Raw genomic sequence first — 22,657 nt, 5'->3', positions numbered from 1 at the left:
CCCGGAAATTCATCCACGCATGGCGTGGAACTACTGCAGAGCAGAGCCCATGCTCGGTTGATGCCACGCCACGTGTGGACGCCCCTCGCGCCGTCGCTAATCCACGATGGCGGCAGCGATGTCGTGCAGCAATCGGGCGTTACGCTCCACGTCGGTGCCGCGCTCCCCGGTTGCGATCAGGCTGAAGGTCTTGCTGTCTCCCGTCCAGACAAGCTCGACGCGGGTACGGCCAGCGCTGTCAACGCTCTTCTTCAAGTGCGCGAGCGCGCCCTTCACTGTTGTGTTCTGCGCCTCGGCGATGACCTCGATATGCGTGCCCGCGGCGAGGAAGTTGTTCTCGCTGAACTCCACGATGCCGACGCCTTCCAGCTGGAAGAAACGGCTCAGCCCCGAGGACCTGCTTCCATCCAGCACGCCACTGGACTCCATACCGATCAGCTCCGCCGGTCCCAGGAGGCTTGCTTCCAAGCTGCTGGGTGGCTGTGGCAGGCGCTGGCGTAGTTCCGACGCCGAGCGATATCGGCGGGGCAAGGCGGCCAGCAGTTCGGCCCGCGTTGGGATGTTCCCTTCTGCAACCTGCACCACACCCGCTGACCGGTCCATGTCCGTGCGAAGCTGATGCTTCACCTCTTCGGGGGCATCCAGGTCTGCCAGTCGCACGATCTGGTAGCTGCCAGCGCCTACGGACGACCCTCTCGTCATCGAGGCTTCCTGTATTGCAGCTTGCATGGCGCGTTGATGTAGCCAACGTCCCACCGGATCAGGAGTTGCATCGGTCTGCGATGCCTGGGCCGACATCGACATCAGCAGTGAGGTTGCAAGACAGCAAAGGCTTTTCATGATGCTCACCACTCCGAAAGTTGGCAGTCGACCGCGCTCGTGGACTGGGTGAATACACGCCCGCCCAGCACCCATGTGTGGTATCCATGAACAACCATCCGTTCCGGATCGGTGCCATCGCCTGCATAGAAGCGCCAGGAGTACAGTCCATTGTTGGGAGCAGCAAGGACATGCTTCGGCTCGATGTTTCCAAGCGGGATATGCCTGGATGCGGCAGAGCCCTGGAAGTTGCGGAACTGGGGCCGTTCGTAGGTAACGGATTCATTGACGAATCCAATGCAGTTGGCCCGACTCAGTGCTTTAACTTCTGCTGTTGCATTGCCGGCCAAGCATGCAAGCGCAGCACATAGAACGATGGGCAGAGAAACATGGCATTTCATTGATTGCTCCACAGAATTGCGATTCATCTCGCAAATCCTGTGTATCCACATTCGACCATCCCGCCTGCCGGATCCATCCGTATCTGTGATCCACTGCCCGCGGTGAGTCAGCAGCGCAGCAGATCCCTACACCGTAGCGGCTCGGCGGGTTGGCAAAGTGCCGCCTCCGGCGAGCGGAAGCCGACATTGAACGCACGGAGTTCTGTGGAAGACCGTCCACGCACGGCGTGGCTGCGCAGCACGCGTGCCGCCTCGATCAGGTCAAGCATGTCCTCCCTGCGACGGCCGTCATGCATCCGGCTGATGCGCCTGCCTTTCCCTGGGATACGGTAGCGCCGGGCCATGCCCGGCGGCAGGCGCCCGTTACAACCAGGGCAGGATCCAGTGGTCGATCAGCAGGAAGGCGAACAGCGCCATCAGATAGACGATGGAGTACTGGAACATCTTCATCGAGAACAGCTCATCCGGCGGATCCAGCATGCGCCACGCATACCAGAGGAACACCGCGTTGAGCACGATCGCACCGCCCAGGTAGAACGGTCCGCTCATGCCCACCAGGTAGGGCAGCAGGCAGACCAGGGCCAGCACCACCGAATACACCATGATCTGCCTGCGGGTATGCACCACGCCGTGGGTCACCGGCAGCATCGGGATCTTCGCCTTGGCGTAGTCCTCGCGGCGGAAGATCGCCAGCGCCCAGAAATGCGGCGGCGTCCAGATGAAGATGATCAGCACCAGCAGCGACGAGTACGCCCAGTCCGAAGAGCCCTGCATTCCGGTGACGGCGGCCCAGCCCAGCATCGGTGGCATCGCGCCGGCCAGACCACCGATGACGATGTTCTGCGAGGTCGCACGCTTGAGGTAGACCGTATAGATCACCGCATAACCGATCAGCGAAGCGAAGGTCAGCACGGCAGTGATCACGTTCACCCACAGCACCAGGATCGTCATCGACAGCACGATCAGCGCGCCGGCGAACACCAGCACCTGCCACGGCTTGACCTTGCCGACCACCAGCGGCCGCCACGAGGTGCGCGCCATCTGCGCATCGATGTGCGCATCCAGCAGCTGGTTGATCGCAGCCGCAGCCGAGGCCGCCAGCCAGATGCCGAGGAAGCCGAGCAGGCCCGCGCGTACCTGTTCCCAGCTGGGCACGCCTGGAATGGCCAGGACCATGCCCACCAGGGCGGTGAACACGATCAGGGCGACGACCTTGGGCTTGGTCAGGTCCCAGTACTGGCGGTAATTGGAGAACATCGGATCAGTCCGGGGCACGCAGGCGGGCCAGCAGGCTGACCAGCACGAACAACAGGGCAACGGCCACGCCGTTGTGCGCCACCGCCACTTCCAGCGGCAGCGCCAGCTTCACGTTGAGGATGCCGAGGGTGACCTGCAGCACCAGAAGCACGATCAGCGCAGTCGCCCACCCCCGCATGCTCGGCAGGCGGAACAGGCGCACGCCCAGCCACAGCAGGTAGGCAGCCACCACGATGGCAAACAGGCGATGCGCCAGCTGGATGGCGATACGCGAGGCGCCATCGAGCACGCCCCCTTCGTAGTCCACGCCGATGCCACGCCACAGGGTGAAGCCTTCGACGAAGTTGTGCTGCGGCCACCACTGGTTGGCACAGCGTGGGAAGTTGTCCAGCGAGGCGCTGCCGCCGCCGCAGGCCAGCGCCGCGTAGTTGGCACTGACCCAACCGCCCAGTGCGATCTGGGTGACCAGCACGACCACGGCGGCACGCAGCAGCCACTTCAGCCTGGGCGCCTCGGCCAGCGTGATCGGCAGATGCGTGGCCCGCCACGCCAGCCACACCAGCAGGCCGAACATCAGCATGCCGCCCAGCAGGTGGCCCATCACCACGATCGGCTTCAGCAGCAGCGTCACCGTCCACATGCCCAGCAGGGCCTGGAAGATCACCACCGCCAGGGTCAGTACCGCCGCGCGCGCCAGATCGATGTTGTTCCAGCGCAAGGCGGCAATCAGCAGTATCGCCTCACCACTCAGGGCCAGGGCACTGGCCGTTGCATGCCAGCCCATCATGTACAACGGTATGCCGGCAGCCACCAGCACGCAGGCGGTGACGACCGCCGTGGTTCCGAACCGGCGCCTGCGCGTGGCCAGCAGGGCCAGGGTCAGGATCTCGATGCCCAGCGCGCCGGCCAGGAAGCGGTGAACCTGCTCGCGCCAGGCCTTGTGCGTTTCCAGCGGACGGATATCGGCGGCCGGGTGGCCAACCGTCTCCTCGATGTGCTGCGGCCAGGTCGCGCGGCCATAGCAGGTCGGCCAGTCCGGGCAGCTCAGCCCCGCATCGGACAGACGGACGAAGGCACCGAACATGATCGTGCTCGCGGTCATGATCATGGCGAACCACGCCAGGCGGTGGAAATTGCGGTGCAGCGCCGGACGCGCGGAAAGGCTCATCAAACAGGACTCACTTCAGTTTCAGCAACGTGGCCATGTCCTTGCGCAGGCCCCCGAGGTCGCTGCCCGGGGCATGGCGCATGATCACGAAGCCGTTCGGATCGATCACGTAGACCGGCAGGCCAGCCGGATCGTCGACGCCGGGCAGGGCCGCGCGCAGCGCTGGCGACGGTGCCAGCGGCCGCAGCGCGGGCAGCGAGGCGATCGACGCCGGTGGCGGACCCAGCCACAGGATCTCGACATTATCGGCGTTATGGCCGAACAGCTGCCACACCTTGCCCAGTCCCTGCGACAAAGTGACGCACTGCGCGTCGCAGGCACCGGCCGGTGCCACCAGCAGGCGCCAGGTGCGCGCCTCCGGATTCCAGGGATAGGCCGTGCCGTCGGCCAGGGTCGGTGGCTGCTGGCGCAGGTCCACCGGGGGTTTGAGCAGCTGTCCACTGTTGCGGTGGCCGGTAGGCTGCCATCCGGAGAAGCGCAGCACGGCCGCCAGCGCCATTGCCCCGAAGAACACGGCGAACAACAACACCAGGGTCCGGCGACCGGAACCGCGCGCCTGCGGGGATGTAGCAGTGTTCATGCGGGCATTTTCTCATGGTTGGACAGGGGATGCCGGGCGCCCGAAGTCGGGCCGGCGCTAGCGTGGAACGCGCCTGCTGCGCCCTTCCAGCACCAGCGCAACCACCAGCACGGTCAGCGCCAGGCCGAACCATTGCACGGCGTAACCCAGGTGGCGCTGCGGGGGCAGCGTGTTCGGCAGCAGATCGAGGTCGCGTTCATCACCGAAGGGCAGCGCCGGATCAAGCCGCAGCACGCGCTCCGGCAGTGCAGGCAGCCCCAGCGCCGTCGCCAGGCCCTCGGCAGGCAGCCGGCTGGCCAGCCAGCGCTGCGCCTCACCGGTTGCAGAGAACGCCGGGCCCAGCGCCAACCCTGCCGACGGCGGCGGCGCCAGCAGCCCGCGCACGGCCACCGGCGAAGGCGGCGGCGGCAGGTCGGGGAGCGTGCGGTCGGCGGGCAGCGCGCGCCAGCCGAGGTCGACCAGCAGCACGCTGCCGCCGTCGCTGCGGAAGGGGCGATAGATCTTCACCCCGGCCCGGCCGTGCCGGGTCTGGTTGTCCAGCAGCACCACGCCCGGCAGGAAGCGGCCATGGTCGGCCACGCCATGCAGCGCGCCCGGCGCCGCCAGTGCCTGCGCCAGCGGAAGTGCCTGCGCCGCAGCGGGGCCCTGCGCATCCAGCATGGCCTGCTTTGCATGCATGCGCTGCAACTGCCACAGCCCCAGCGCGGTGAATCCCGTGATCGCCACCAGCGCCAGCAGCCAGCCGATCACCCGCGTGTGCTGGCGCATCATGACAAGTCCGCGCAAACGCGGTCAGATAGGCACATCCACCCTGCCCTCGAGCCGCGCATGAGTGATTCGCTGAAGACCCTGCTGGTGATCGCGTTTCTGATCGTCATCGTCTGGAACCTGGGCGCCGGGCTGTACTACCTGCTGGTCGACCGGGGCCAGACCAAGCGCACGGTCAACGCACTGACGCGCCGCATCGCGGTGTCGGTGGCGTTGATCGTACTGGTGATCGTGAGCATCTACATGGGCTGGATCAAACCGCACGGCATCGGTGGCTGAGTACGCCACCGGCACCGGCGCTTACAGCACGTAGACGAACAGGAACAGCATCAGCCACACCACGTCGACGAAGTGCCAGTACCACGCAGCGGCCTCGAACGCGAAATGGTTGTCGCGGGTGAAGTGCCCCTTTGCCGAGCGCAGCCACATCACGATCAGCATGATCGTGCCCAGCAGCACGTGCGCACCGTGGAAACCGGTCAGCATGAAGAACGTCGACCCGTAGATGCCCGAGCCGAGCGTCAGGTTCAGCTCCTTGTAGGCGTGGATGTACTCCTCCGCCTGCAGGGCGAGGAAGCCCAGGCCCAGCGCCACGGTCAGGCCCAGCCAGACCAGCAGCTGGCGACGGTGCCCGGCCTTCAGCGCATGGTGGGCGATGGTGAGCGTCACGCCGGAAGTCAGCAGGATCAGCGTATTGATCAGCGGCAGGCCCCAGGCCGGAATGGTCTGGAAGGCCCCGCCGATCGCCGCCGGGCCGTTGGTTGGCCACCCCGCGGAGTAGCCCTGCCACAGCAGCTCGTTGGTCATCACCCCGCGGCCCTCGCCGCTGAGCCAGGACAGGCCCAGGTGGCGGGTGTAGAACAGTGCGCCGAAGAATGCGCCGAAGAACATCACCTCGGAGAAGATGAACCAGACCATGCCCATCCGGAACGAACCATCGACCTGGCGGTTGTAGTTGCCGGCCTGCGATTCGCGCACCACGTCGCTGAACCACCAGAACAGGGTCAGCACCAGCATCGCGATGCCGATGTAGAACGTCCAGCGCCCCCAGCTGGCATCGTTGAGCCAGCTGGCCACGCCCACCATGGTCACCATCATCGCGATGGAGCCCACGAATGGCCATTTGCTCTGGGCCGGGACGAAGTACACGTTGGCGTCGGTCGGTGTCTGGGCCATGTCGTTATCCGGGTCAGGGAGCGGCGTGCGCGCCTTCCGAAGTGGCGGCCGGAGCCAGCCGATCGGACAGCGCGTCGTTGCGGTAGAAGGTGTAGGACAGGGTGATCGTCTTGATTTCCGGCGGCAGATCCGGATCGACGATGAAGCGCACCGGCATGTCGCGCTTCTCGCCGGCCTGCAGCGTCTGCGCGGTGAAACAGAAGCACTCGGTCTTGCTGAAGAATCCGGAGGCACGTGCTGGCGCGACCGAGGGCACCGCACTACCGACGATCGCCTGTGGGCCGTCATTGCGGGCGTAGTACAGCGCCTCGTTCAGCTCACCGGGCACCACGTCCATGGTCAGCTGCTCGGGATGGAATGCCCATGGCAGCCGCGAATTGACCCCGCCATCGAACTCCACCCGCACGGTGCGCTTTGCGGTGGCAGCCCCCACGCTGGCCTCGCTGCCCGGGCCGCGCTCCAGGCGCACGCCGAACACCTTCTCGCACGCGATGCGATACAGCGGCACCAGCGAGAAGGTCAGCAGGAACACGGCCACGGCAACGCCGATCAGGCGCGGCAGGCCGGCGCTGGGCGACGGTGTGCTGGCCGGTGTCGGGCTCATCGTCCGATCACCCCGCTGAGAATGAAGGTGGCATAGACCAGTACGGCGATGGCGCCCACCACGACCGCCGTGCGCCGGGCACGCCGGCGCTGCTGTTCGATGCCCTGAGTCTCGCCGCCGTACAGCCGGGCCCTGCCCGGCTGCTCTTCGACAGCCGAGCCGGGCTCGGCTCTACAGGTCTGGAGCGGGCTCTCGTTATGCATGCCCCACCTCAATGCGTGATGTCGTCATGCGCCAGATCGCCCGGGCGCAGGATCGGCGGGGTGGTGAAGGTATGGGCCGGTGCCGGCGACGGCAGCGTCCACTCCAGGCCACGCGCACCTTCCCAGGACCGATCGGCCGCCTTCTCGCCATTGCGCAGCGAGGACAGCAGGATCGCCGCCATCATGAAGGGCGTGACGAACATACCGAATGCGCCGATCGAGCTGATCAGGTTCCAGTCGGCGAACGCCACACTGTAATCGGGAATACGGCGCGGCATCCCGGCCAGGCCGAGGAAGTGCTGCGGGAAGAACAGCAGGTTGACGAACACGATCGACCACCAGAAGTGCACCTTGGCCCACTTCTCGCTGTACATGCGACCGGTCCACTTCGGCCACCAGTAGTACACCGCGGCAATCAGAGCGAACACTGCACCGGTCACCAGCACGTAGTGGAAGTGGGCAACGACGAAGTAGGTATCGTGGTACTGGAAGTCGGCGGCGACGATGGCCAGCATCAGACCGGAGAAGCCGCCAATAGTGAACAGGATGACGAAGGCCACCGACCACAGCATCGGCGCCTCGAACGTCAGCGAGCCACGCCACATCGTGCTGACCCAGTTGAAGACCTTCACGCCGGTCGGGATCGAGATCAGCATGGTGGCGAACATGAAGTAGATCTCGCCGCCCAGCGGCATGCCCACGGTGAACATGTGGTGGGCCCAGACGATGAACGACAGGAAGGCGATCGCAGCCGTGGCGTACACCATCGCCTGGTAGCCGAACAGGGGCTTGCGGCTGAAGGTGGGAATGATCTCGCTGACCACGCCGAAGGCGGGCAGGATCATGATGTACACCTCGGGGTGGCCGAAGAACCAGAAGATGTGCTGGAACATCACCGGGTCACCGCCACCGGCGGCGTTGAAGAAGCTGGTGCCGAAGAACTTGTCGGTCAGCAGCATGGTCACCGCACCGGCCAGCACCGGCATCACCGCGATCAGCAGGAAGGCGGTGATCAGCCAGGCCCAGCAGAAGATCGGCATCTTCAGCAGGTCGATGCCCGGCGCGCGCATGTTGAGCACGGTGGCGATGATGTTGATCGCGCCCATGATCGAACTGATGCCGGCCACGTGGATGGCGAACACAGTGAAGGCCACGTTGTAGCCGCCCTGCAGCGACAGCGGCGGATACAACGTCCAGCCACCGGCCGGCGCACCTCCGGGCAGCAGGAAGGTGAGCAGCAGCAGGCTGAAGGCCACCGGCAGCAGCCAGAACGACCAGTTGTTCATGCGTGGCAGGGCCATGTCCGGCGCACCGATCTGCAACGGCACCATCCAGTTGGCCAGGCCGACGAAGGCCGGCATCACTCCGCCGAAGATCATCACCAGTGCGTGCACGGTGGTGAGCTGGTTGAAGGTTTCCGGCCTGACGAACTGCAGGCCCGGCTGCATCAGCTCGGCGCGGATGATCACGCTCATCGCCGCGCCGATGATGAACATGATGAAGCTGAAAAGCAGATACAGGGTGCCGATGTCCTTGTGGTTGGTCGAGAAGAACCAACGCTCGAAGAAACCCGGGTGGTGGTGGTGGTCGTCGTGCCCAACTGCCGAGTGCGCCATTGCAAAACACCTCTCAGAATCGGTTGTCGCCACGGCCGCAGGCGGCCGCGGGATTTACATCACGCGCCGCTGGCCGCGGTGGCAGGGGCGGCACCCGCTTCGGCGGCGGCAGGTTCGGCCGGCGCGGCAGGCGTCTCCGCCGCAGGCGCAGCCGGTTCGGCCGGGGCTGCGGCCGGCGGTGCCGGCTTGCGCTGCGCCAGCCACTGCCTGAACTCCTCCTTGGACACGGCCTCGACCACGATCGGCATGAATCCGTGGTCCTTGCCGCACAGTTCAGCGCACTGCCCGCGATAGACGCCCGGCTGCTCGATGCTGGTCCAGGCCTCGTTGATGAAGCCGGGAATGGCATCCTGCTTCCAGCCCAGCGCCGGCACCCACCAGGCGTGGATCACGTCGTCGGAGGTGATGACGAAACGGACCTTGGTATCGACCGGCAGCACCAGCCGGTTGTCGACATCCAGCAGGTAGTGGGGATGGCTCTCGCGCGTCGGCACCTTGCCACTCTGCCGCATGCGGTCCGACTCGCGGTCCAGGCGGCTGGTGAAGGTGACGTTCTCGCCCAGGTACTCGTACTTCCACATCCACTGGTAGCCGGTGACCTTCACCGTCATCTCGGCATCGCGGGTGTCGTACATCTTGATCAGGTTGGCCGTGGCCGGCCATGCCATCACCACCAGGATGATCACCGGGATCACCGTCCAGATGATCTCGGCCTTGGTATTGTGGCTGAAGGTGGCTGCGACCGCCCCCTTGGATTTGCGGAACTTGAAGATGGCGTAGGCCATCGCCCCGAACACGATCACGCCGATCACCGTGCAGACGATCAGCGAGAGATTGTTCGACTCCCAGGCCAGGCGCGAGGTCTGGGTTACCCCCTTGCCCATGTTCAGCTGCCACGGCTTGGGATCGGCCGCCTGGGCCCATGCCATCGCCGGAACCCATCCCCCGGCCACCACTGCGGCGGCCATTGCAACGCACTTCGTGCCCCACCTGCTGCTTTGCTTCATTGCCTAGACCCTTAGCGTCGTCGGTTGCCGCCATCGCTGGCGGCGAGCAAGCCTTCAAGTGTCTCTGCGAGCGTCTGACGTTCGGCCGGCGCGAGGAAACTCCCCACCTCCACCTGCCGGCCGCTGGACGCAAGCCGGACCCTCTCATCGTCGGCGAGCAGGCGCACCCAATGCGGGTGAGCCCGGAACACCGGCAATCCACCGGGTACGGGGATGACCTCCACATACGCCGGCACTACCCGGATTTCCTCCTGCCGTTCGCCGCTGCGCCACAGGGCACGTAACGCGGCTGCCAGCAACAGGCTGTACAGCAGCGCGAACAGGGGGGCGAATGCATTGCCGGCCAACCACCCCAGGGCGGAGACCAGCCACATCGCTCCCGACAACACGGTGAACAACAGGACGAACTGCCGGGCATCGAGCGCCCGTGGGGGACGCAGCCGCAGCTGCGTACCTGACCCATCTGGAGCTGGAAGCACCTCGATCATGTCGCAACCGCGTTCCTGCCGCGGGAAACGTCTCGATGGTAGCCCCGCCGTCTCACCGGTAGCAAGGGTGCATTCACACTTTTTGCCATGCTGCAATACAGCATTCGCCCGGCGCCGCAAATGACGAATTCAGCACAAATAGTGTCGCGCTTGCTGAACACGCTGAATCCACCACCGTTAGGGGCTATCAGCATTCACGAAGGCGGCCGCGGGGCACTTCCGAAGGGCGCAAAAATGATTAAAATCGCCAAGTTTTCCATTGGCCGGACCGGCATGAACGCACCCTCCTCCTCCCTTGCCGCCCACGACGCCCTGCGTCCCGGCGCGCTGCTGTCGCCGGAACTGCCGGCGTCCCCCAACCCGTTCCGCCAGGCCATTACCGACGCCTGGCTGAAGGACGAGGCCAGCCACGTCCGTGAGCTGCTGGCGCAGGCCCGCCTGCCCGCCGAGGAACAGGCCCGGGTGCAGGCGCTGGCCGCCGATCTGGTCGGCCGCGTGCGCGTGCGCGCCAAGGACCAGGGCGCGATCGAAGCCTTCATGCGCCAGTACGATCTGGGCAGCGAGGAAGGCGTGCTGCTGATGTGCGTGGCCGAAGCGCTGCTGCGCATTCCGGACCAGGACACCGCCGACAAACTGATCCGCGACAAGCTGGCCGACGCCGACTGGGAAAAGCACCTGGGCGGCAGTGACTCGGTACTGGTCAATGCCTCCACCTGGGGCCTGATGCTGACCGGCAAGCTGGTGCAGATGAACGATGCCACCCGTGCCGACGCACCCAGCGCGTTCAAGCGCCTGGTCGGACGCGTGGGTGAGCCGGTGATCCGCCTGGCCGTGCGCCAGGCGATGAAGATCATGGGCCATCAGTTCGTCATGGGCCGCACCATCAGCGAGGCGCTCGCGCGTTCGCACAAGGGCGACAACGCCAGCTATCGCTATTCCTTCGACATGCTGGGCGAAGGTGCCCTGACCATGAAGGATGCGCTGCGCTATCTGGAAGACTACCGTCGTGCGATCCACGCCATCGGCGGTGACCACAAGGCACGCGGTGGCCGTCCCGACGGCGACGTCAACAACGCACCGGGCATCTCGATCAAGCTGTCGGCGCTGTACCCTCGCTACGAACATGCCAAGCGCGAGCGCGTGCTGAAGGACCTGGTGCCGGGCGTGCTGGAACTGGCGCAGCTGGCCAAGAGCTACGGCATCGGCTGCACCGTCGACGCCGAGGAGTCCGACCGCCTCGAGCTTTCGCTGGACATCATCGAGCAGGTGTTCTGCGACGCCTCGCTGGCCGGCTGGGACGGCTTCGGCGTCGTGGTGCAGGCCTACCAGAAGCGCACCCCGTACACGATCGACCACTTGGCCGACATGGCCCGCCGTGCCGGTCGCCGCCTGCAGGTGCGCCTGGTCAAGGGCGCCTACTGGGATGCCGAGATCAAGCGCGCGCAGATCGAGGGCTACCCGGGCTACCCGGTGTTCACCCGCAAGCAGAACACCGACGTGTCCTACCTGGCCTGTGCCAAGCGTCTGTTCACGCATGCCGATGTGATCTACCCGATGTTCGCCACCCACAACGCGCACACCATCGCGGCCGTGCGCAGCATTGCCAACGGCGGCGTGTACGAGCACCAGAAGCTGCACGGCATGGGCGACGATCTCTACGCCGAAGTGGTGCCGGCCGATCGTCTCGGCCTTCCCTGCCGCGTCTATGCACCGGTCGGATCGCATGAGGATCTGCTGCCGTATCTGGTGCGGCGCCTGCTGGAAAACGGCGCCAACTCCAGCTTCGTCAACCGCATCACCGACGAACGCGTGCCGATCTCCGATCTGATCCGCGATCCGGTCGAGATGGTGTCCTCGTTCGAATCGATTCCGCATCCCAAGATCCCGCTGCCGGTTGACCTGCTGCGCAGCCAGAACCACGACAGGAAGAACTCCATGGGCGCCAATCTCGCCAACGACAACGAACTGCGCGCCCTGGCCGGGCAGCTCAACGCGGCAGTGAAGCCGTGGCAGGCCGCGCCGCTGGTGCCGGGTGCGACCCCCGCAGGCGCGCCGCAACCGGTAACCAACCCCGCCGATACCCGCGAAGTGGTCGGCCAGTGGCTGCCCGCCGATACCGCCACCGTGCAGAAGGCGCTGGCCAATGCCGTGGCCGCGCAACCGGCCTGGAACCGCACCCCGGCAGCAAGCCGCGCCGCCATTCTCGAGCATGCCGCCGACCAGCTCGAAGCACGCATGCCCGAGTTCATGGCGCTGTGCGTGAAGGAAGCCGGCAAGAGCCTGCCCGACAGCATTGCCGAAGTGCGTGAAGCGGTCGACTTCCTGCGCTACTACGCCAAGCAGGCACGCGAGCAGTTCGGACATGCCGAGAAGCTGCCGAGCCCCACCGGCGAATCCAACGAGCTGCAGCTGCACGGCCGTGGCGTGTTTGTCTGCATCAGCCCGTGGAACTTCCCGCTGGCGATCTTCCTGGGCCAGGTGGCCGCCGCACTGGCTGCCGGCAACAGCGTCATCGCCAAGCCGGCAGAGCAGACCAACCTGGTCGGCTACTACGCCGTGAAGCTGCTGCATGACGCCGGCGTGCCGGCCGAGGTGGTGCAGTTCCTGCCGGGCGATGGTGCCACCGTCGGCGCGGCGCTGACCGCCGATCCGCGCGTGGCGGGCGTGGCCTTCACCGGCTCCACCGACACCGCACGTGCGATCAACCGTGCGATGGCCGCGCGTGATGCCGCCATCGGCGTGCTGATCGCCGAGACGGGTGGCCAGAACGCCTTCATCGCCGACTCCTCGGCGCTGCCGGAACAGCTGGTCAAGGATGCGATCGGTTCGGCCTTCACCTCGGCCGGCCAGCGCTGCTCGGCCGCACGCGTGCTGTTCGTGCAGGACGACATCGCCGACAAGGTGATGACCATGCTGGCCGGCGCCATGAAGGAACTGAAGGTCGGCGACCCCGGCCTGCTGTCCACCGACGTCGGCCCGGTGATCGACGCCGATGCGCTGAAGATCCTGCAGGACCATGCCGAACGCATGGACCGCGAAGCGCGCCTGATCGCTGCGGCTGAACTGTCCGCCGAGGCTGCCCACGGCACTTTCTTCGCACCGCGCGCGTACGAACTGAAGAACCTGGGCCAGCTGCAGAAGGAGATCTTCGGGCCGGTCCTGCACGTCATCCGCTGGAAGGGTGAGCAGCTGGACGCGGTGATCGAGCAGATCAATGCCACCGGCTACGGCCTGACCCTGGGCGTGCACTCGCGCATCGACGAGACCGTCGATCGCATCACCAACGGCATCCAGGTCGGCAATGTGTATGTCAACCGCAACCAGATCGGTGCAGTGGTCGGTGTGCAGCCATTCGGCGGCCAGGGCCTGTCCGGCACCGGACCGAAGGCCGGTGGCCCACATTATCTGCTGCGCTTTGCCACCGAGAAGACCGTCACGGTGAACACCACGGCCGCTGGTGGTAACGCCTCGCTGCTGACGCTGGGCGACTGATCACCGGGTTGATGTGGTCAACGAAAAACCCCGCGGAAGCGGGGTTTTTTGTGCCTCGCTTGCTGTAGAACCGAGCCCGCGCTTGGCTTTTCCGGCGCAGCCGAGCGTGGGCTCGGCTCTACAGGGAGCCAGGTGCCGCCGTGGCCTCGGCACGCATCAGATTGCGCCAGTGGCGCAACGCCACCAGTGCATTGATCCAGAAACCGACGTACAGGATCGACGTCAGGTGCAGGCCACGGCTGTAGTACAGGGGCACGGCGATCGTATTGACCAGCAGCCACACCCACCACGATTCCAGCTTGCGGCGCATCATCAGGATCTGCGCGATCACGCTCAGCACCAGTACCGCCGAATCGACGTAGGGCGCATAGGCGTGGGTCAGGCGGGTCAGCATCCAGCCGTAGCCGAACGTGGCCAGGGCCGCCGTCGGCAGCAGCCACATTCCCGTGCGCGGGCGCAGCGAGGTGATCGGCAGCGGTGCGCCGTGGTTGCCACGCAGCCATTGCCACCATCCCAGCACGCTGATGGCGATGAAGAAGAACTGCAGCACCATGTCGGCGAACAGGTGTGAGCGCTCGAAGACAACGGCGAACAACGCGCAGCCGACGATGCCCAGCCACCAGGTGTGGACGTTGTTGCGTCCCGCCAGCAGGATCGAGCCCGCGACCGCTACGTTGGCGGCCAGCTCCAGCTGGAAGTTCGGATCGGACAGGTTCATGCGGCCATTGTCGTAGATCCACAGCCCGCGTGGATGCGCGCTGCACAAACAAAAGGCCCCGCTTGCGCGGGGCCCTTCGTGTACCGGATTAGGCCGAAGCCTGGATCAGAACTTGTACTGCAGCGATGCGGCCAGCACGTCGCCACTGACCTTGTACTTGCCGATGACGGTGTTGGCCGTCGCCGAGGTCGAGTAGATGTCCGGATCCTTGGTGAACAGGTGGGTGTAGCCCACGCTGTACTCCAGCTTGTCCGACGCTGCGTAGGTCATACCCAGCGACAGCCACTTGCGGGTGGTGTCCGGCACGCGGACGTCACGGTGCTCGTAGGTGGTCGGGGTCTGATCGTAGGCCAGGCCGCCGCGCAGGGTCAGCTTGTCGTTGACCTTGTAATCGGTACCGATCGCCGCGAAGGTGGTATCGCGGTAGTGGAACGGCAGCACGCTGTCCGGCTGGTTGGAGTCATAGTCGACGGTGACCTGGTCGAACTTGCTCCACGCAGTACGGGTGACTTCAGCCATGACCTGCCACTGGTCGTTCACCCGATGGGTGATGCCGACGGTCGCGCTGGCCGGCAGGGTGATGGTGGCGCGGCCGTTGCTGTCGATGAAGGTGCCGGTATTGGCAAGGAAGGCCGCGGCATTCTGCGGAATGGTGAAGTCGGCAGTGCCGTCGGTGATCTTGTGTTCGACCTCCGAGCGGTAGCTGAAGGCGATGTTGGTGCCTTCCACCGGGCTGACGGTCATGCCCAGGGTATAGCCGACCGACACTTCGTCACCCTTGATGCGCAGGTAGCCATCAGCAGTGCCCGGAGCGAAGCCCAGCTGGGCCGCCTGGCGGGCAGCAGCCTGCGAAGCGGCAGCGGCCTGGGCCGGAGTACCACCAGCCTGCAGCACGCGGGCGGCAGCCTGACGCTGGGCCGTGGCATTGATCGCGGTGCCGGTGTCGACGGCGCTGGTCAGGTCGACGTTCAGGCGCTCGGCGAACACCGAAGCGCCAAACGACAGGTACGGGTTGACGTCGTACGAGAACGCGACGCCCAGGTCGATCGCCTGCAGTTCGGTCTTGACGCCGTTGTAGCGGCCGACCCAGTCACGGTCGTATTCGGTCTTGAAGCCGAACGGAACGGTCAGCGAGGCACCGAAGTGCATGTTCTCGTTCTCGCCGAACGGCAGGTGGAAGTAGGCCGCCGGGACCGGGGCGATCATGCCGGCGTCGCCGCCGTTGCCACCCGAGATCGGCGCGCCGTTGCCGTATTCGCCACGGCCGCGGAACTTGGCACCGAAGCTGATCGCGCTGACGTCGCCCTGCAGCAGGGTACCGTCGAGCAGGCGCATGGAGGCCGGGTTGGTGGCGATGACCGAGGCGTCACCTTCGGTCGAGGTGGAGCCGGCGAAGGCGCGGCCCAGGCCCTTGGCGCTGTTTTCCTTCAGCTGGAAGGCAGCAGCGTTGGCGTCGGCGGCGGCCAGCGCACCGGCAACGCCGACGGCCAGCAGGGTCAGACGGGCAATGGTGGAAGCGGTTTGCATCGTAGTTCTCTCTCCGGTAAGCGGTGATGTTGCTCTGAGTGCGCCTGCGCCCGGCAGGCCCTGGGGCCCATCGGAGCGCGCCGGATTCCCCTCCCGACATACGACGCCGTATGCGAGTATTACCCAGAGCCGTTAATGAAACAATAACAGCGGCGGCGCTTTTTTCGTCGCAAAACCTGAACAGGAGCGCCCCCGCCACGGAGCCCGGCGCGCTAGGCTTGTCGCCATGTTCGTTTCCCTTCCGTCGCGCAAGAAGGCCGCCCTGCGCTGGGCCACACCCGTGCTGTTTGCGGCACTGTGGCTGGCTTTCCTGTGGTCAATCTCACGGCCGGATGATGCCAGGGGCAGCCTGTGGCTCGACTGGGGCGCGCTCTCCACCGGCCTGACCCATCCGCTGGACTGGTGGGCCACCCTGCAGGACGGCAGCGTGCTGCGCCTGTTCACAGCCCTGTTCCTGCATGCGGACTGGTCGCACCTGCTGGGCAATCTGGTCTTCCTGCTGATCTTCGGCCTGCCGGCAGAGCGGGTACTGGGGCCATGGCGCCTGTTGCTGCTGTTCCTGGTCGGCGGCGCGGTCTCCAACCTGGTGGCGATCTACACCATGGGCAGCCCGGACCAGATCATCATCGGTGCCAGCGGCGCGGTGTCGGCCCTGATCGGCGCCTACCTGGCCCTGTTCCCGGGCGCGCGACTGGGCGTGGTGATTCCCCTCGGCCTGTTCCTGGAGTTCGTACGCGCCCCGGCCTATCTGCTGATCGGCGTGTGGGCAGCACTGCAGGTGGTGTTCGCCTATATCGGCCCGACCTTCGGCATGGTGGCCTGGTGGGCCCACATCGGCGGCTTCGTGTTCGGCGTGGTGTATGGCGTGTACGTGCGCGCAGCGATCGCGCGCCGCCTGCGCAAGCGGCACGGGTTCTAGGCAACCGGCCGGCGTCGCCGGGCGTGGCCCGGCGCTACCTCAGGGCTTTGCCGGGGCCGGGCTCGGCTTTGCTTCCGGCTTTGCTTCCGGCTTTGCTTCCGGCTTGGCGGTCGCCGCGTCGGCGGCCTTTTCCGCTTCCGCCTTCGCGGCTTCGGCCTTCAGTCGCGCGGCCACCGAGCCGGGATGCTTCAGTTCGGCGAGCGCATCGTTGATCGGGCCATCGCCCGGCAACACCGCGCCTGCCCGATAACCTTCGGTTCCTTCATCGTCGCCGCGCAGATGACCCGGCAGGGTGGCTTCGCTGTAGTCGCTCAGGCTGGCCGGCAGCGCGTCATCCTCAGGGCGCGGCGCAGGCTTGAGCTCCACATCCGGCACGATGCCGGTGGCCTGGATCGACTTGCCGCTGGGCGTGTAGTAGCGCGCCGTGGTCAGCTTCACCGAATCGCCGTTGTCCAGCGGCAGCACGGTCTGCACCGAGCCCTTGCCGAACGTGCGGCTGCCAACCACGCGTGCGCGGCCATTGTCGCGCAATGCACCGGCCAGCACTTCCGAGGCGCTGGCCGAACCCGCATCGGCCAGCACCACCACCGGTGCGCCCTTCAACAGGTCGCCCGGCGTGGCGTCGAAACGCGCATCGCTGATGCTGATGCGGCCCCGCGTACTGACGATGTTGCCCTTGTCCAGCAGATCGTCGGCCACCTGCACAGCGGCGGTCAGCAGGCCACCCGGATTGCTGCGCAGGTCCAGCACCAGCCCCTTCAGCGTTCCACCGGACTGCTTCTGCAGCTGCTGCACATGCTTCTGGAAATCCGAACCGGTGTCGGCCTGGAAGGTACTCAGGCGGATGTAGCCATAGCCCGGTTCCAGCAGGCGGCTGCGCACGCTGGTGACGCGGATCGTCTGCCGGGTCAGGCTGACATCGAAAGGCTTCGGCCGGCCGTCGCGCACGATGGTCAGCACCACCTTGCTGCCGGCCGGGCCCCGCAGCGGCTCACTGGCATCGATCGCACTGATCGGCTTGCCATCGATGGCGATGATCAGATCGCCCGCGAGGATGCCGGCCTTGGCCGCCGGCGTGTCATCGATCGGCGCGATCACCTTCATGCTGGCGTTGTCCGGCTGCTGCTGCAGCTCGACGCCGATGCCCTCGTAGGCACCGGAGGCCTGCTCGTCGAAGGCCTGCGCATCTTCCTTGTTGAAATACGTGCTGTGCGGGTCGAGGTCGAGCAGCAGGCCACGGACCGCCGACTGCATCAGCTTGTTGTCGTCGACCGGGTCGACATAGGCCGCGCGCACCGCGTTGTACACCGCCACGAAACGGCGGATGTCTTCCAGCGGCACCTTCGAGGTCACCGCCTCCTCGCTGCTCGCCGCCTGCCCGCTGTTCGCAGCGGTCGGGGCCGGCGCGGTCTGCTGCGCCCAGGACAGCGCTGGCAACAGGGCCAGCAAGAGGGTGGCGGTACGGGCTGCGCGCATGGAGCACTCCTGTCGACGGTGGCATCGTGCCCAAGGCACAGGCACCGATTATGCGCGAAGCACAGCTAAATTCCCGTTGAACCCACGCAGTCCGTGCAGGCCCCGGGTTCAGCGGCGCTGCAGCCAGCTGTCCGGATTGACCGGCTGCCCGCCACGACGCAGCTCGAAATACAGTGCGGTCACGCCCTGGCCGCCAGAGTTGCCGACCTTGGCGACCGCATCGCCACGGCTGACCCGCGCACCTGCATCCTTCAGCAGCGTGTCGTTATGCGCATAGAGGCTCATGTAGCCGTTGCCGTGATCGACGATCAGGATCATGCCGTAACCGGTCATCCAATCGGAGAAGACGACCGTGCCATCGGCTACCGCGGTCACCGTGCTGCCGGCCGGGGCACCGATCAGCACGCCGCTGCTAGTGCGGCCATCCGGCAGCTTGCCGCCATAGCGTGCCAGCAGGTTGCCCGACAGCGGCCACCCCAGTCCCCCCACCTTCGGTGCCGGCGCCGATGCCACGGCCGGCGGCACCTTGGTCGCCGGCGGCGGTCGGCCTTCGGCGGCGGCCTGGCGTGCAGCGCGTTCGGCGGCGGCCTTCTCCGCGGCAGCCCGGCGCGCTGCCGCGCGACGCTCGGCTTCGGCCCGCGCTGCGGCCGCGCGCAGATTGGCCAGCAGGGTTTCCAGTGCCTTGGCATCCTGCCCCAATGCCTGTTCCTTCTCGCGCCGGTCCTTGAAGCGTTCGTCCAGCGAGGCCACGGTCTGCGCACGTTCGCGACGATCGGCCGCCAGCGCAGCCGCCTGCTGCTTCTGCTCGCGCTGGGTCCCCTGCAGCTGCTGCTGGCGTTCGGCAATCTGTGCCTGCAGCGCCTCCAGTTCCTTGAGATCGGCAGTCAATGCGGTGATGCGCTGCGCGCGCTCGCGCTGCAGGTACCGGTGGTAGGCCAGTGCACGGTTGGCATCGGCCACCGTGTCCTGTGACAGCAGCAGCTTGAGCGGGGCGTGGTTGCCCAGCTGATAGGCCGCGCGCAGCAACCCGGCCAGTTCGCGATGCTGCTGCGCCAGGTTGGACTGCAGGGTCGTGCGACGTCGCTCGGCCTCGGCCAGTGCCTGGTTCTGCTCGCGCAGCGCCGCCTCGGTCTGGGCCAGCACACGGCCGCTGCGGGCCACCTTCTCATCGGCCGCGCGCAGCTGCTGAGATGCCTGGCCACGCTGGCCCTCAAGCTGGCGGCGCTCCTGCGCGACGCCCTTCAGCTCGCTGCGCAGCTTCTGCAGCTTGCGCTCCGTTTCGCGCGTGTTCTGTGCACCTGACGGAAGCGGCAGCGCCAATGCCAAGGCCAGCCCCAGCAGCAGGCAGCGCCCGCCGCGGGCAGCGGCGATGTGATGTCGGCGTGAGGGGAAGGCGTTGTTGCGCAAGGGCTTTCCAGTGACTTCAGGCAGTTGCAGGGGCGATTGGGGAATGGTGACATCAACGCACGCGGCCTGCCAGCCGCACATCCACCGAGGGACCCATGAACATTCGATCCATTCCGCTGCTGTTGGGCGTGCTGCTGGCCAGCAGTCCCGCCTGGGCACAGGACAACATCAGCAAGGTCAACGGCAGCATCACCGCCGAAGCCGGGCAGCGCTACGGCAAGCTGGATACCGTCAACGGCGGCATCCGCGTCGGTGAAGGCAGCGAAACCGGCAGCATCGATACCGTCAACGGTGGGGTGAAGGTCGCCGACCGCGCCCGTACCGGCAGCATCGAAACGGTCAACGGCGGGGTGCGCCTGGGCCGTGAGGTGATCGCCCGCGGCAACGTCAGCACGGTCAATGGCAGCATCTTCAGTGATCGCGGCAGCCAGATCGAAGGCGGCGTGGAGACCGTCAACGGTGGCATCGGCCTGGTCGAGAGCCGCGTCAGCAAGGACGTGGAAACCGTCAATGGCGATATCACCGTGGGCATCGGCTCCCAGGTCGACGGCGGCGTGCGCGTGCGCAAGCCCAGCTTCAGCGTCTCGCTGACGGCCGTCCGCAAGCCGCGGGTCATCATCGGCCCGAACGCCGTGGTCAGTGGCGCCCTGCACTTCGAGCGGGACGTGGTGCTGTACGTGCACCGCACCGCGCGCATCGGCCCGGTCAGCGGCGCCGATCCCATTCCGTTCGACAGCGAAACCGCGCCGGCGGACTGAGCCCAACGATTCGGGGATACTCCCCGTTCCCGGCCGCACCACCATGCGGCCATCCCTTGTTTCCCAGGAACCGATGATGCCCCGCAAACTCCTCCTGTGCCTGGCCGCCGCGGCCGCGCTCAGTGCCTGCAAAGGCAATGACTCCCCGGCGCCGAGCGCCGGCACCGACAGTACCGCCCCGTCCACCGCGACCGCGGGCCATGCGTTCTCGCCGGAGATCAATGCCACCGATTTCGCCGAGATGGTCAAGACCCTGGCCTCCGACGAGTTCGAAGGGCGAGCACCGGGCAGCAAGGGCGAAGAGCTGACGGTCAACTACATCCGCGACCAGATGCAGCGTATCGGCCTGCAGCCGGGCAATGGCGACAGCTGGTTCCAGGACGTGCCGATGACCGAAACGACGGCCGATGAGTCCACCGTGCTGAAGATCAACCAGGGCGGCAAGACCACCGAACTGAAGTTCGGCACTGACATGGTGGTCGGCACGCGTACCGGCCAGGCCGAGATCAGCATCGATGCCAGCGACCTGGTGTTCGTCGGCTACGGTGTCGATGCACCGGAACAGAAGTGGAACGACTATGCCGGCCAGGACTGGAAGGGCAAGACGGTCGTCATGTTCGTCAACGACCCGGGGTTCCACGTCGATGACGAGACCCTGTTCGACGGCAAGCGCATGACCTATTACGGCCGCTGGACCTACAAGTTCGAGGAGGCCGCACGCAAGGGCGCCGCCGCGGCCCTGATCGTGCACGACACGGCCGGCGCCTCCTACGGCTGGGATGTGGTGAAGAACTCCTGGGCCGGCCCGCAGTACGACCTGCCGGCCAAGGACGATCCGGAAGCACGCATCCCGGTGCAGGGCTGGCTGAGCGCCGACGCCGCACGCTCGCTGTTCGCCGCTGCGGGCCTGGACCTTGACCAGGCCTACAAGGACGCCAGCAAGCGCGGCTTCAAGCCGGTGCCGCTGAAAGCCACCGCATCCGTCGACCTCAAGAGCCGTATCGCACAGAAGCAGTCGCGCAACGTGGTCGGCGTCCTGCCGGGCACCAAGCGTGCCGACGAGGCCGTGCTGTACATGGCCCATTGGGATCACTTGGGCAAGCACGAGGGCGAGGAAGGCGACAACATCTACAACGGTGCGATCGACAATGCGACCGGCGTGGCAGGCATCCTGGAAGTCGCCGAAGCGATGGCCCACCAGGATCCGAAGCCGGAGCGTTCGGTGGTGTTCCTTGCCGTGACCCTGGAAGAATCCGGCCTGCTCGGCTCCAAGTACTACGTTGCGCATCCGACTTTCCCGCTGGACAGGATCGCCGGCGTCATCAACATCGACGCCATGTCCGTGGCCGGCCGCGCCAAGGACGTGACGGTGACCGGCTTCGGCAGCTCCGAGCTGGAAGACATCCTCAAGCCGCTGGCGGCGGCCCAGGGACGCACCCTGCACGGCGAAAGCTCGGTACAGAGTGGCTTCTACTTCCGTTCCGACCACTTCAATTTCGCCAAGGCAGGCGTCCCGGCGCTGTACGCCGACGGCGGCGAAGATCTGCGCGAAGGTGGGGTGGAAGCCGGCCGCAAGGCAGCAGCCGACTACGGCGCCAACCGCTACCATGGCCCGAAGGATGAGTTCGATGCGGCGAGCTGGAAGCTGGACGGCACTGTCGAAGACCTGCAGCTGATGTACGGCGTCGGCAAGGAGCTTGCCGGTGGCGACCGCTGGCCGAACTGGTATGAAGGCAATCCCTTCAAAGCCGCCCGCGACACGATGATGAAGGCCAAGACCCCGGCCCGCTAACGTCGCGCCATGCTCGACTGAACGCTATCGAGGTCAGAGCGGCGCCCTACGGGGCGCCGCTTTTTTTTGTGCGATCCCAGCTCAGTGGCCGCTTTCCGCGCATAAAGAAAAACCCCGCTGCGCGAGCAGCGGGGTTTTGGGTGTAAACCCTGGCGATGACCTACTCTCGCATGGCTTGAGCCACACTACCATCGGCGCGGCTGCGTTTCACTTCCGAGTTCGGGATGGGATCGGGTGGTTCCACAGCGCTAATTTCACCAGGGAGACGGTTGCAGCAGCGCCTGCGGCGCCAGCTTCGCGATCTTGCCCATGGGCGGAAGCCACCCGGAAAATGCAGTGCCTTCATTAAAAGGAAAAACCCCGCTGCGTGAGCAGCGGGGTTTTGGGTATAAACCCTGGCGATGACCTACTCTCGCATGGCTTGAGCCACACTACCATCGGCGCAGCTGCGTTTCACTTCCGAGTTCGGGATGGGATCGGG

Annotated in this window: 21 protein-coding genes and 2 rRNA genes; 5 read left to right on the top strand and 18 right to left on the bottom strand. The window is 66.1% G+C overall.

The window, feature by feature from the left end; translation table 11 throughout:
- Positions 1-96: 96 nt before the first annotated feature.
- From IMX13_RS14360 to IMX13_RS14335, 6 genes are all read right to left on the bottom strand, one after another.
- A complete protein-coding gene (locus IMX13_RS14360; RefSeq protein WP_193396595.1) occupies positions 97-840 on the bottom strand; it encodes a hypothetical protein in 744 nt (247 codons plus the stop codon).
- 5 nt (positions 841-845) lie between these two features.
- Positions 846-1,247 (bottom strand): hypothetical protein, encoded by a 402-nt coding sequence (locus IMX13_RS14355; protein WP_155760175.1) that lies wholly within the window; start codon positions 1,245-1,247, stop codon positions 846-848.
- 336 nt (positions 1,248-1,583) lie between these two features.
- A complete protein-coding gene (cyoE, locus tag IMX13_RS14350) occupies positions 1,584-2,477 on the bottom strand; it encodes a heme o synthase (RefSeq protein WP_053519487.1) in 894 nt (297 codons plus the stop codon).
- 4 nt (positions 2,478-2,481) lie between these two features.
- On the bottom strand, positions 2,482-3,645 hold the full coding sequence (locus IMX13_RS14345) for a COX15/CtaA family protein (protein ID WP_053519488.1): 1,164 nt from the start codon (positions 3,643-3,645) through the stop codon (positions 2,482-2,484).
- A gap of 10 nt (positions 3,646-3,655) precedes the next feature.
- Positions 3,656-4,225: a hypothetical protein gene (locus IMX13_RS14340; protein WP_053519489.1), complete on the bottom strand. Its 570-nt coding sequence runs from the start codon at positions 4,223-4,225 to the stop codon at positions 3,656-3,658.
- 57 nt (positions 4,226-4,282) lie between these two features.
- Positions 4,283-4,996 (bottom strand): SURF1 family protein, encoded by a 714-nt coding sequence (locus tag IMX13_RS14335; RefSeq protein WP_065175446.1) that lies wholly within the window; start codon positions 4,994-4,996, stop codon positions 4,283-4,285.
- 57 nt (positions 4,997-5,053) lie between these two features.
- Between IMX13_RS14335 and IMX13_RS14330 the strand changes: the two genes are divergently transcribed.
- Positions 5,054-5,272, top strand: coding sequence for a twin transmembrane helix small protein (locus IMX13_RS14330; protein ID WP_008264755.1), 219 nt, complete (start codon positions 5,054-5,056; stop codon positions 5,270-5,272).
- 21 nt (positions 5,273-5,293) lie between these two features.
- Here the strand turns inward: IMX13_RS14330 and IMX13_RS14325 are convergent, their stop codons facing one another.
- The 6 genes from IMX13_RS14325 to IMX13_RS14300 are packed head-to-tail and all read right to left on the bottom strand — an operon-like array spanning position 5,294 to position 10,087.
- Positions 5,294-6,169, bottom strand: a complete 876-nt coding sequence (locus IMX13_RS14325) for a cytochrome c oxidase subunit 3 (RefSeq protein ID WP_053519491.1) — start codon at positions 6,167-6,169, stop codon at positions 5,294-5,296.
- Between the two features lie 13 nt (positions 6,170-6,182).
- The gene (locus IMX13_RS14320; protein ID WP_053519492.1) at positions 6,183-6,773 is read right to left on the bottom strand and encodes a cytochrome c oxidase assembly protein; all 591 of its coding nucleotides are present in this window, start codon (positions 6,771-6,773) and stop codon (positions 6,183-6,185) included.
- Entirely contained in the window at positions 6,770-6,976 is a 207-nt protein-coding gene (locus tag IMX13_RS14315) for a hypothetical protein (protein ID WP_053519493.1), read from the bottom strand. Before IMX13_RS14315 ends, IMX13_RS14320 begins: the two co-directional genes overlap by 4 nt.
- 8 nt (positions 6,977-6,984) lie before the next feature.
- On the bottom strand, positions 6,985-8,592 hold the full coding sequence (gene ctaD, locus IMX13_RS14310) for a cytochrome c oxidase subunit I (protein WP_053519494.1): 1,608 nt from the start codon (positions 8,590-8,592) through the stop codon (positions 6,985-6,987).
- 59 nt (positions 8,593-8,651) lie between these two features.
- Positions 8,652-9,599, bottom strand: a complete 948-nt coding sequence (gene coxB / locus IMX13_RS14305) for a cytochrome c oxidase subunit II (protein ID WP_053519495.1) — start codon at positions 9,597-9,599, stop codon at positions 8,652-8,654.
- Positions 9,600-9,610: 11 nt separating this feature from the next.
- Positions 9,611-10,087 carry a DUF2244 domain-containing protein gene (locus IMX13_RS14300; RefSeq protein WP_065182572.1) on the bottom strand — a complete coding sequence of 159 codons (477 nt, stop codon included), beginning with the start codon at positions 10,085-10,087 and terminating at the stop codon, positions 9,611-9,613.
- 273 nt (positions 10,088-10,360) lie between these two features.
- Between IMX13_RS14300 and putA the strand changes: the two genes are divergently transcribed.
- On the top strand, positions 10,361-13,579 hold the full coding sequence (putA, locus tag IMX13_RS14295; protein WP_193396594.1) for a bifunctional proline dehydrogenase/L-glutamate gamma-semialdehyde dehydrogenase PutA: 3,219 nt from the start codon (positions 10,361-10,363) through the stop codon (positions 13,577-13,579).
- A 118-nt stretch (positions 13,580-13,697) separates the two neighbouring features.
- Here putA and pnuC read toward each other — a convergent pair whose 3' ends face one another.
- The gene (pnuC, locus tag IMX13_RS14290) at positions 13,698-14,297 is read right to left on the bottom strand and encodes a nicotinamide riboside transporter PnuC (protein WP_065175455.1); all 600 of its coding nucleotides are present in this window, start codon (positions 14,295-14,297) and stop codon (positions 13,698-13,700) included.
- Positions 14,298-14,402: 105 nt separating this feature from the next.
- On the bottom strand, positions 14,403-15,824 hold the full coding sequence (locus tag IMX13_RS14285) for an outer membrane protein transport protein (protein ID WP_065175449.1): 1,422 nt from the start codon (positions 15,822-15,824) through the stop codon (positions 14,403-14,405).
- 226 nt (positions 15,825-16,050) lie between these two features.
- On the opposite strand from IMX13_RS14285, the gene IMX13_RS14280 reads away from it, so the two are divergent.
- Entirely contained in the window at positions 16,051-16,743 is a 693-nt protein-coding gene (locus IMX13_RS14280; RefSeq protein ID WP_053520204.1) for a rhomboid family intramembrane serine protease, read from the top strand.
- A gap of 39 nt (positions 16,744-16,782) precedes the next feature.
- Here the strand turns inward: IMX13_RS14280 and IMX13_RS14275 are convergent, their stop codons facing one another.
- Positions 16,783-18,219: a S41 family peptidase gene (locus IMX13_RS14275; protein WP_164151082.1), complete on the bottom strand. Its 1,437-nt coding sequence runs from the start codon at positions 18,217-18,219 to the stop codon at positions 16,783-16,785.
- Positions 18,220-18,327: 108 nt separating this feature from the next.
- Positions 18,328-19,626: a peptidoglycan DD-metalloendopeptidase family protein gene (locus IMX13_RS14270; RefSeq protein WP_053520206.1), complete on the bottom strand. Its 1,299-nt coding sequence runs from the start codon at positions 19,624-19,626 to the stop codon at positions 18,328-18,330.
- A gap of 95 nt (positions 19,627-19,721) precedes the next feature.
- Between IMX13_RS14270 and IMX13_RS14265 the strand changes: the two genes are divergently transcribed.
- Positions 19,722-20,384 carry a hypothetical protein gene (locus tag IMX13_RS14265; RefSeq protein WP_053520207.1) on the top strand — a complete coding sequence of 221 codons (663 nt, stop codon included), beginning with the start codon at positions 19,722-19,724 and terminating at the stop codon, positions 20,382-20,384.
- A gap of 76 nt (positions 20,385-20,460) precedes the next feature.
- Positions 20,461-22,176 (top strand): M28 family metallopeptidase, encoded by a 1,716-nt coding sequence (locus tag IMX13_RS14260; protein ID WP_193396593.1) that lies wholly within the window; start codon positions 20,461-20,463, stop codon positions 22,174-22,176.
- A 147-nt stretch (positions 22,177-22,323) separates the two neighbouring features.
- On the opposite strand, the gene rrf (IMX13_RS14255) is transcribed toward IMX13_RS14260, so the two are convergent.
- A 5S ribosomal RNA gene (rrf, locus tag IMX13_RS14255) occupies positions 22,324-22,438 on the bottom strand.
- Between the two features lie 131 nt (positions 22,439-22,569).
- Positions 22,570-22,657 (bottom strand): 5S ribosomal RNA (rrf, locus tag IMX13_RS14250); the annotation flags it as partial.

Source organism: Stenotrophomonas sp. B2, assembly GCF_014947095.1.
GTDB lineage: Bacteria > Pseudomonadota > Gammaproteobacteria > Xanthomonadales > Xanthomonadaceae > Stenotrophomonas > Stenotrophomonas maltophilia_P.
This window is presented reverse-complemented; position numbering and strand designations above follow the sequence as displayed.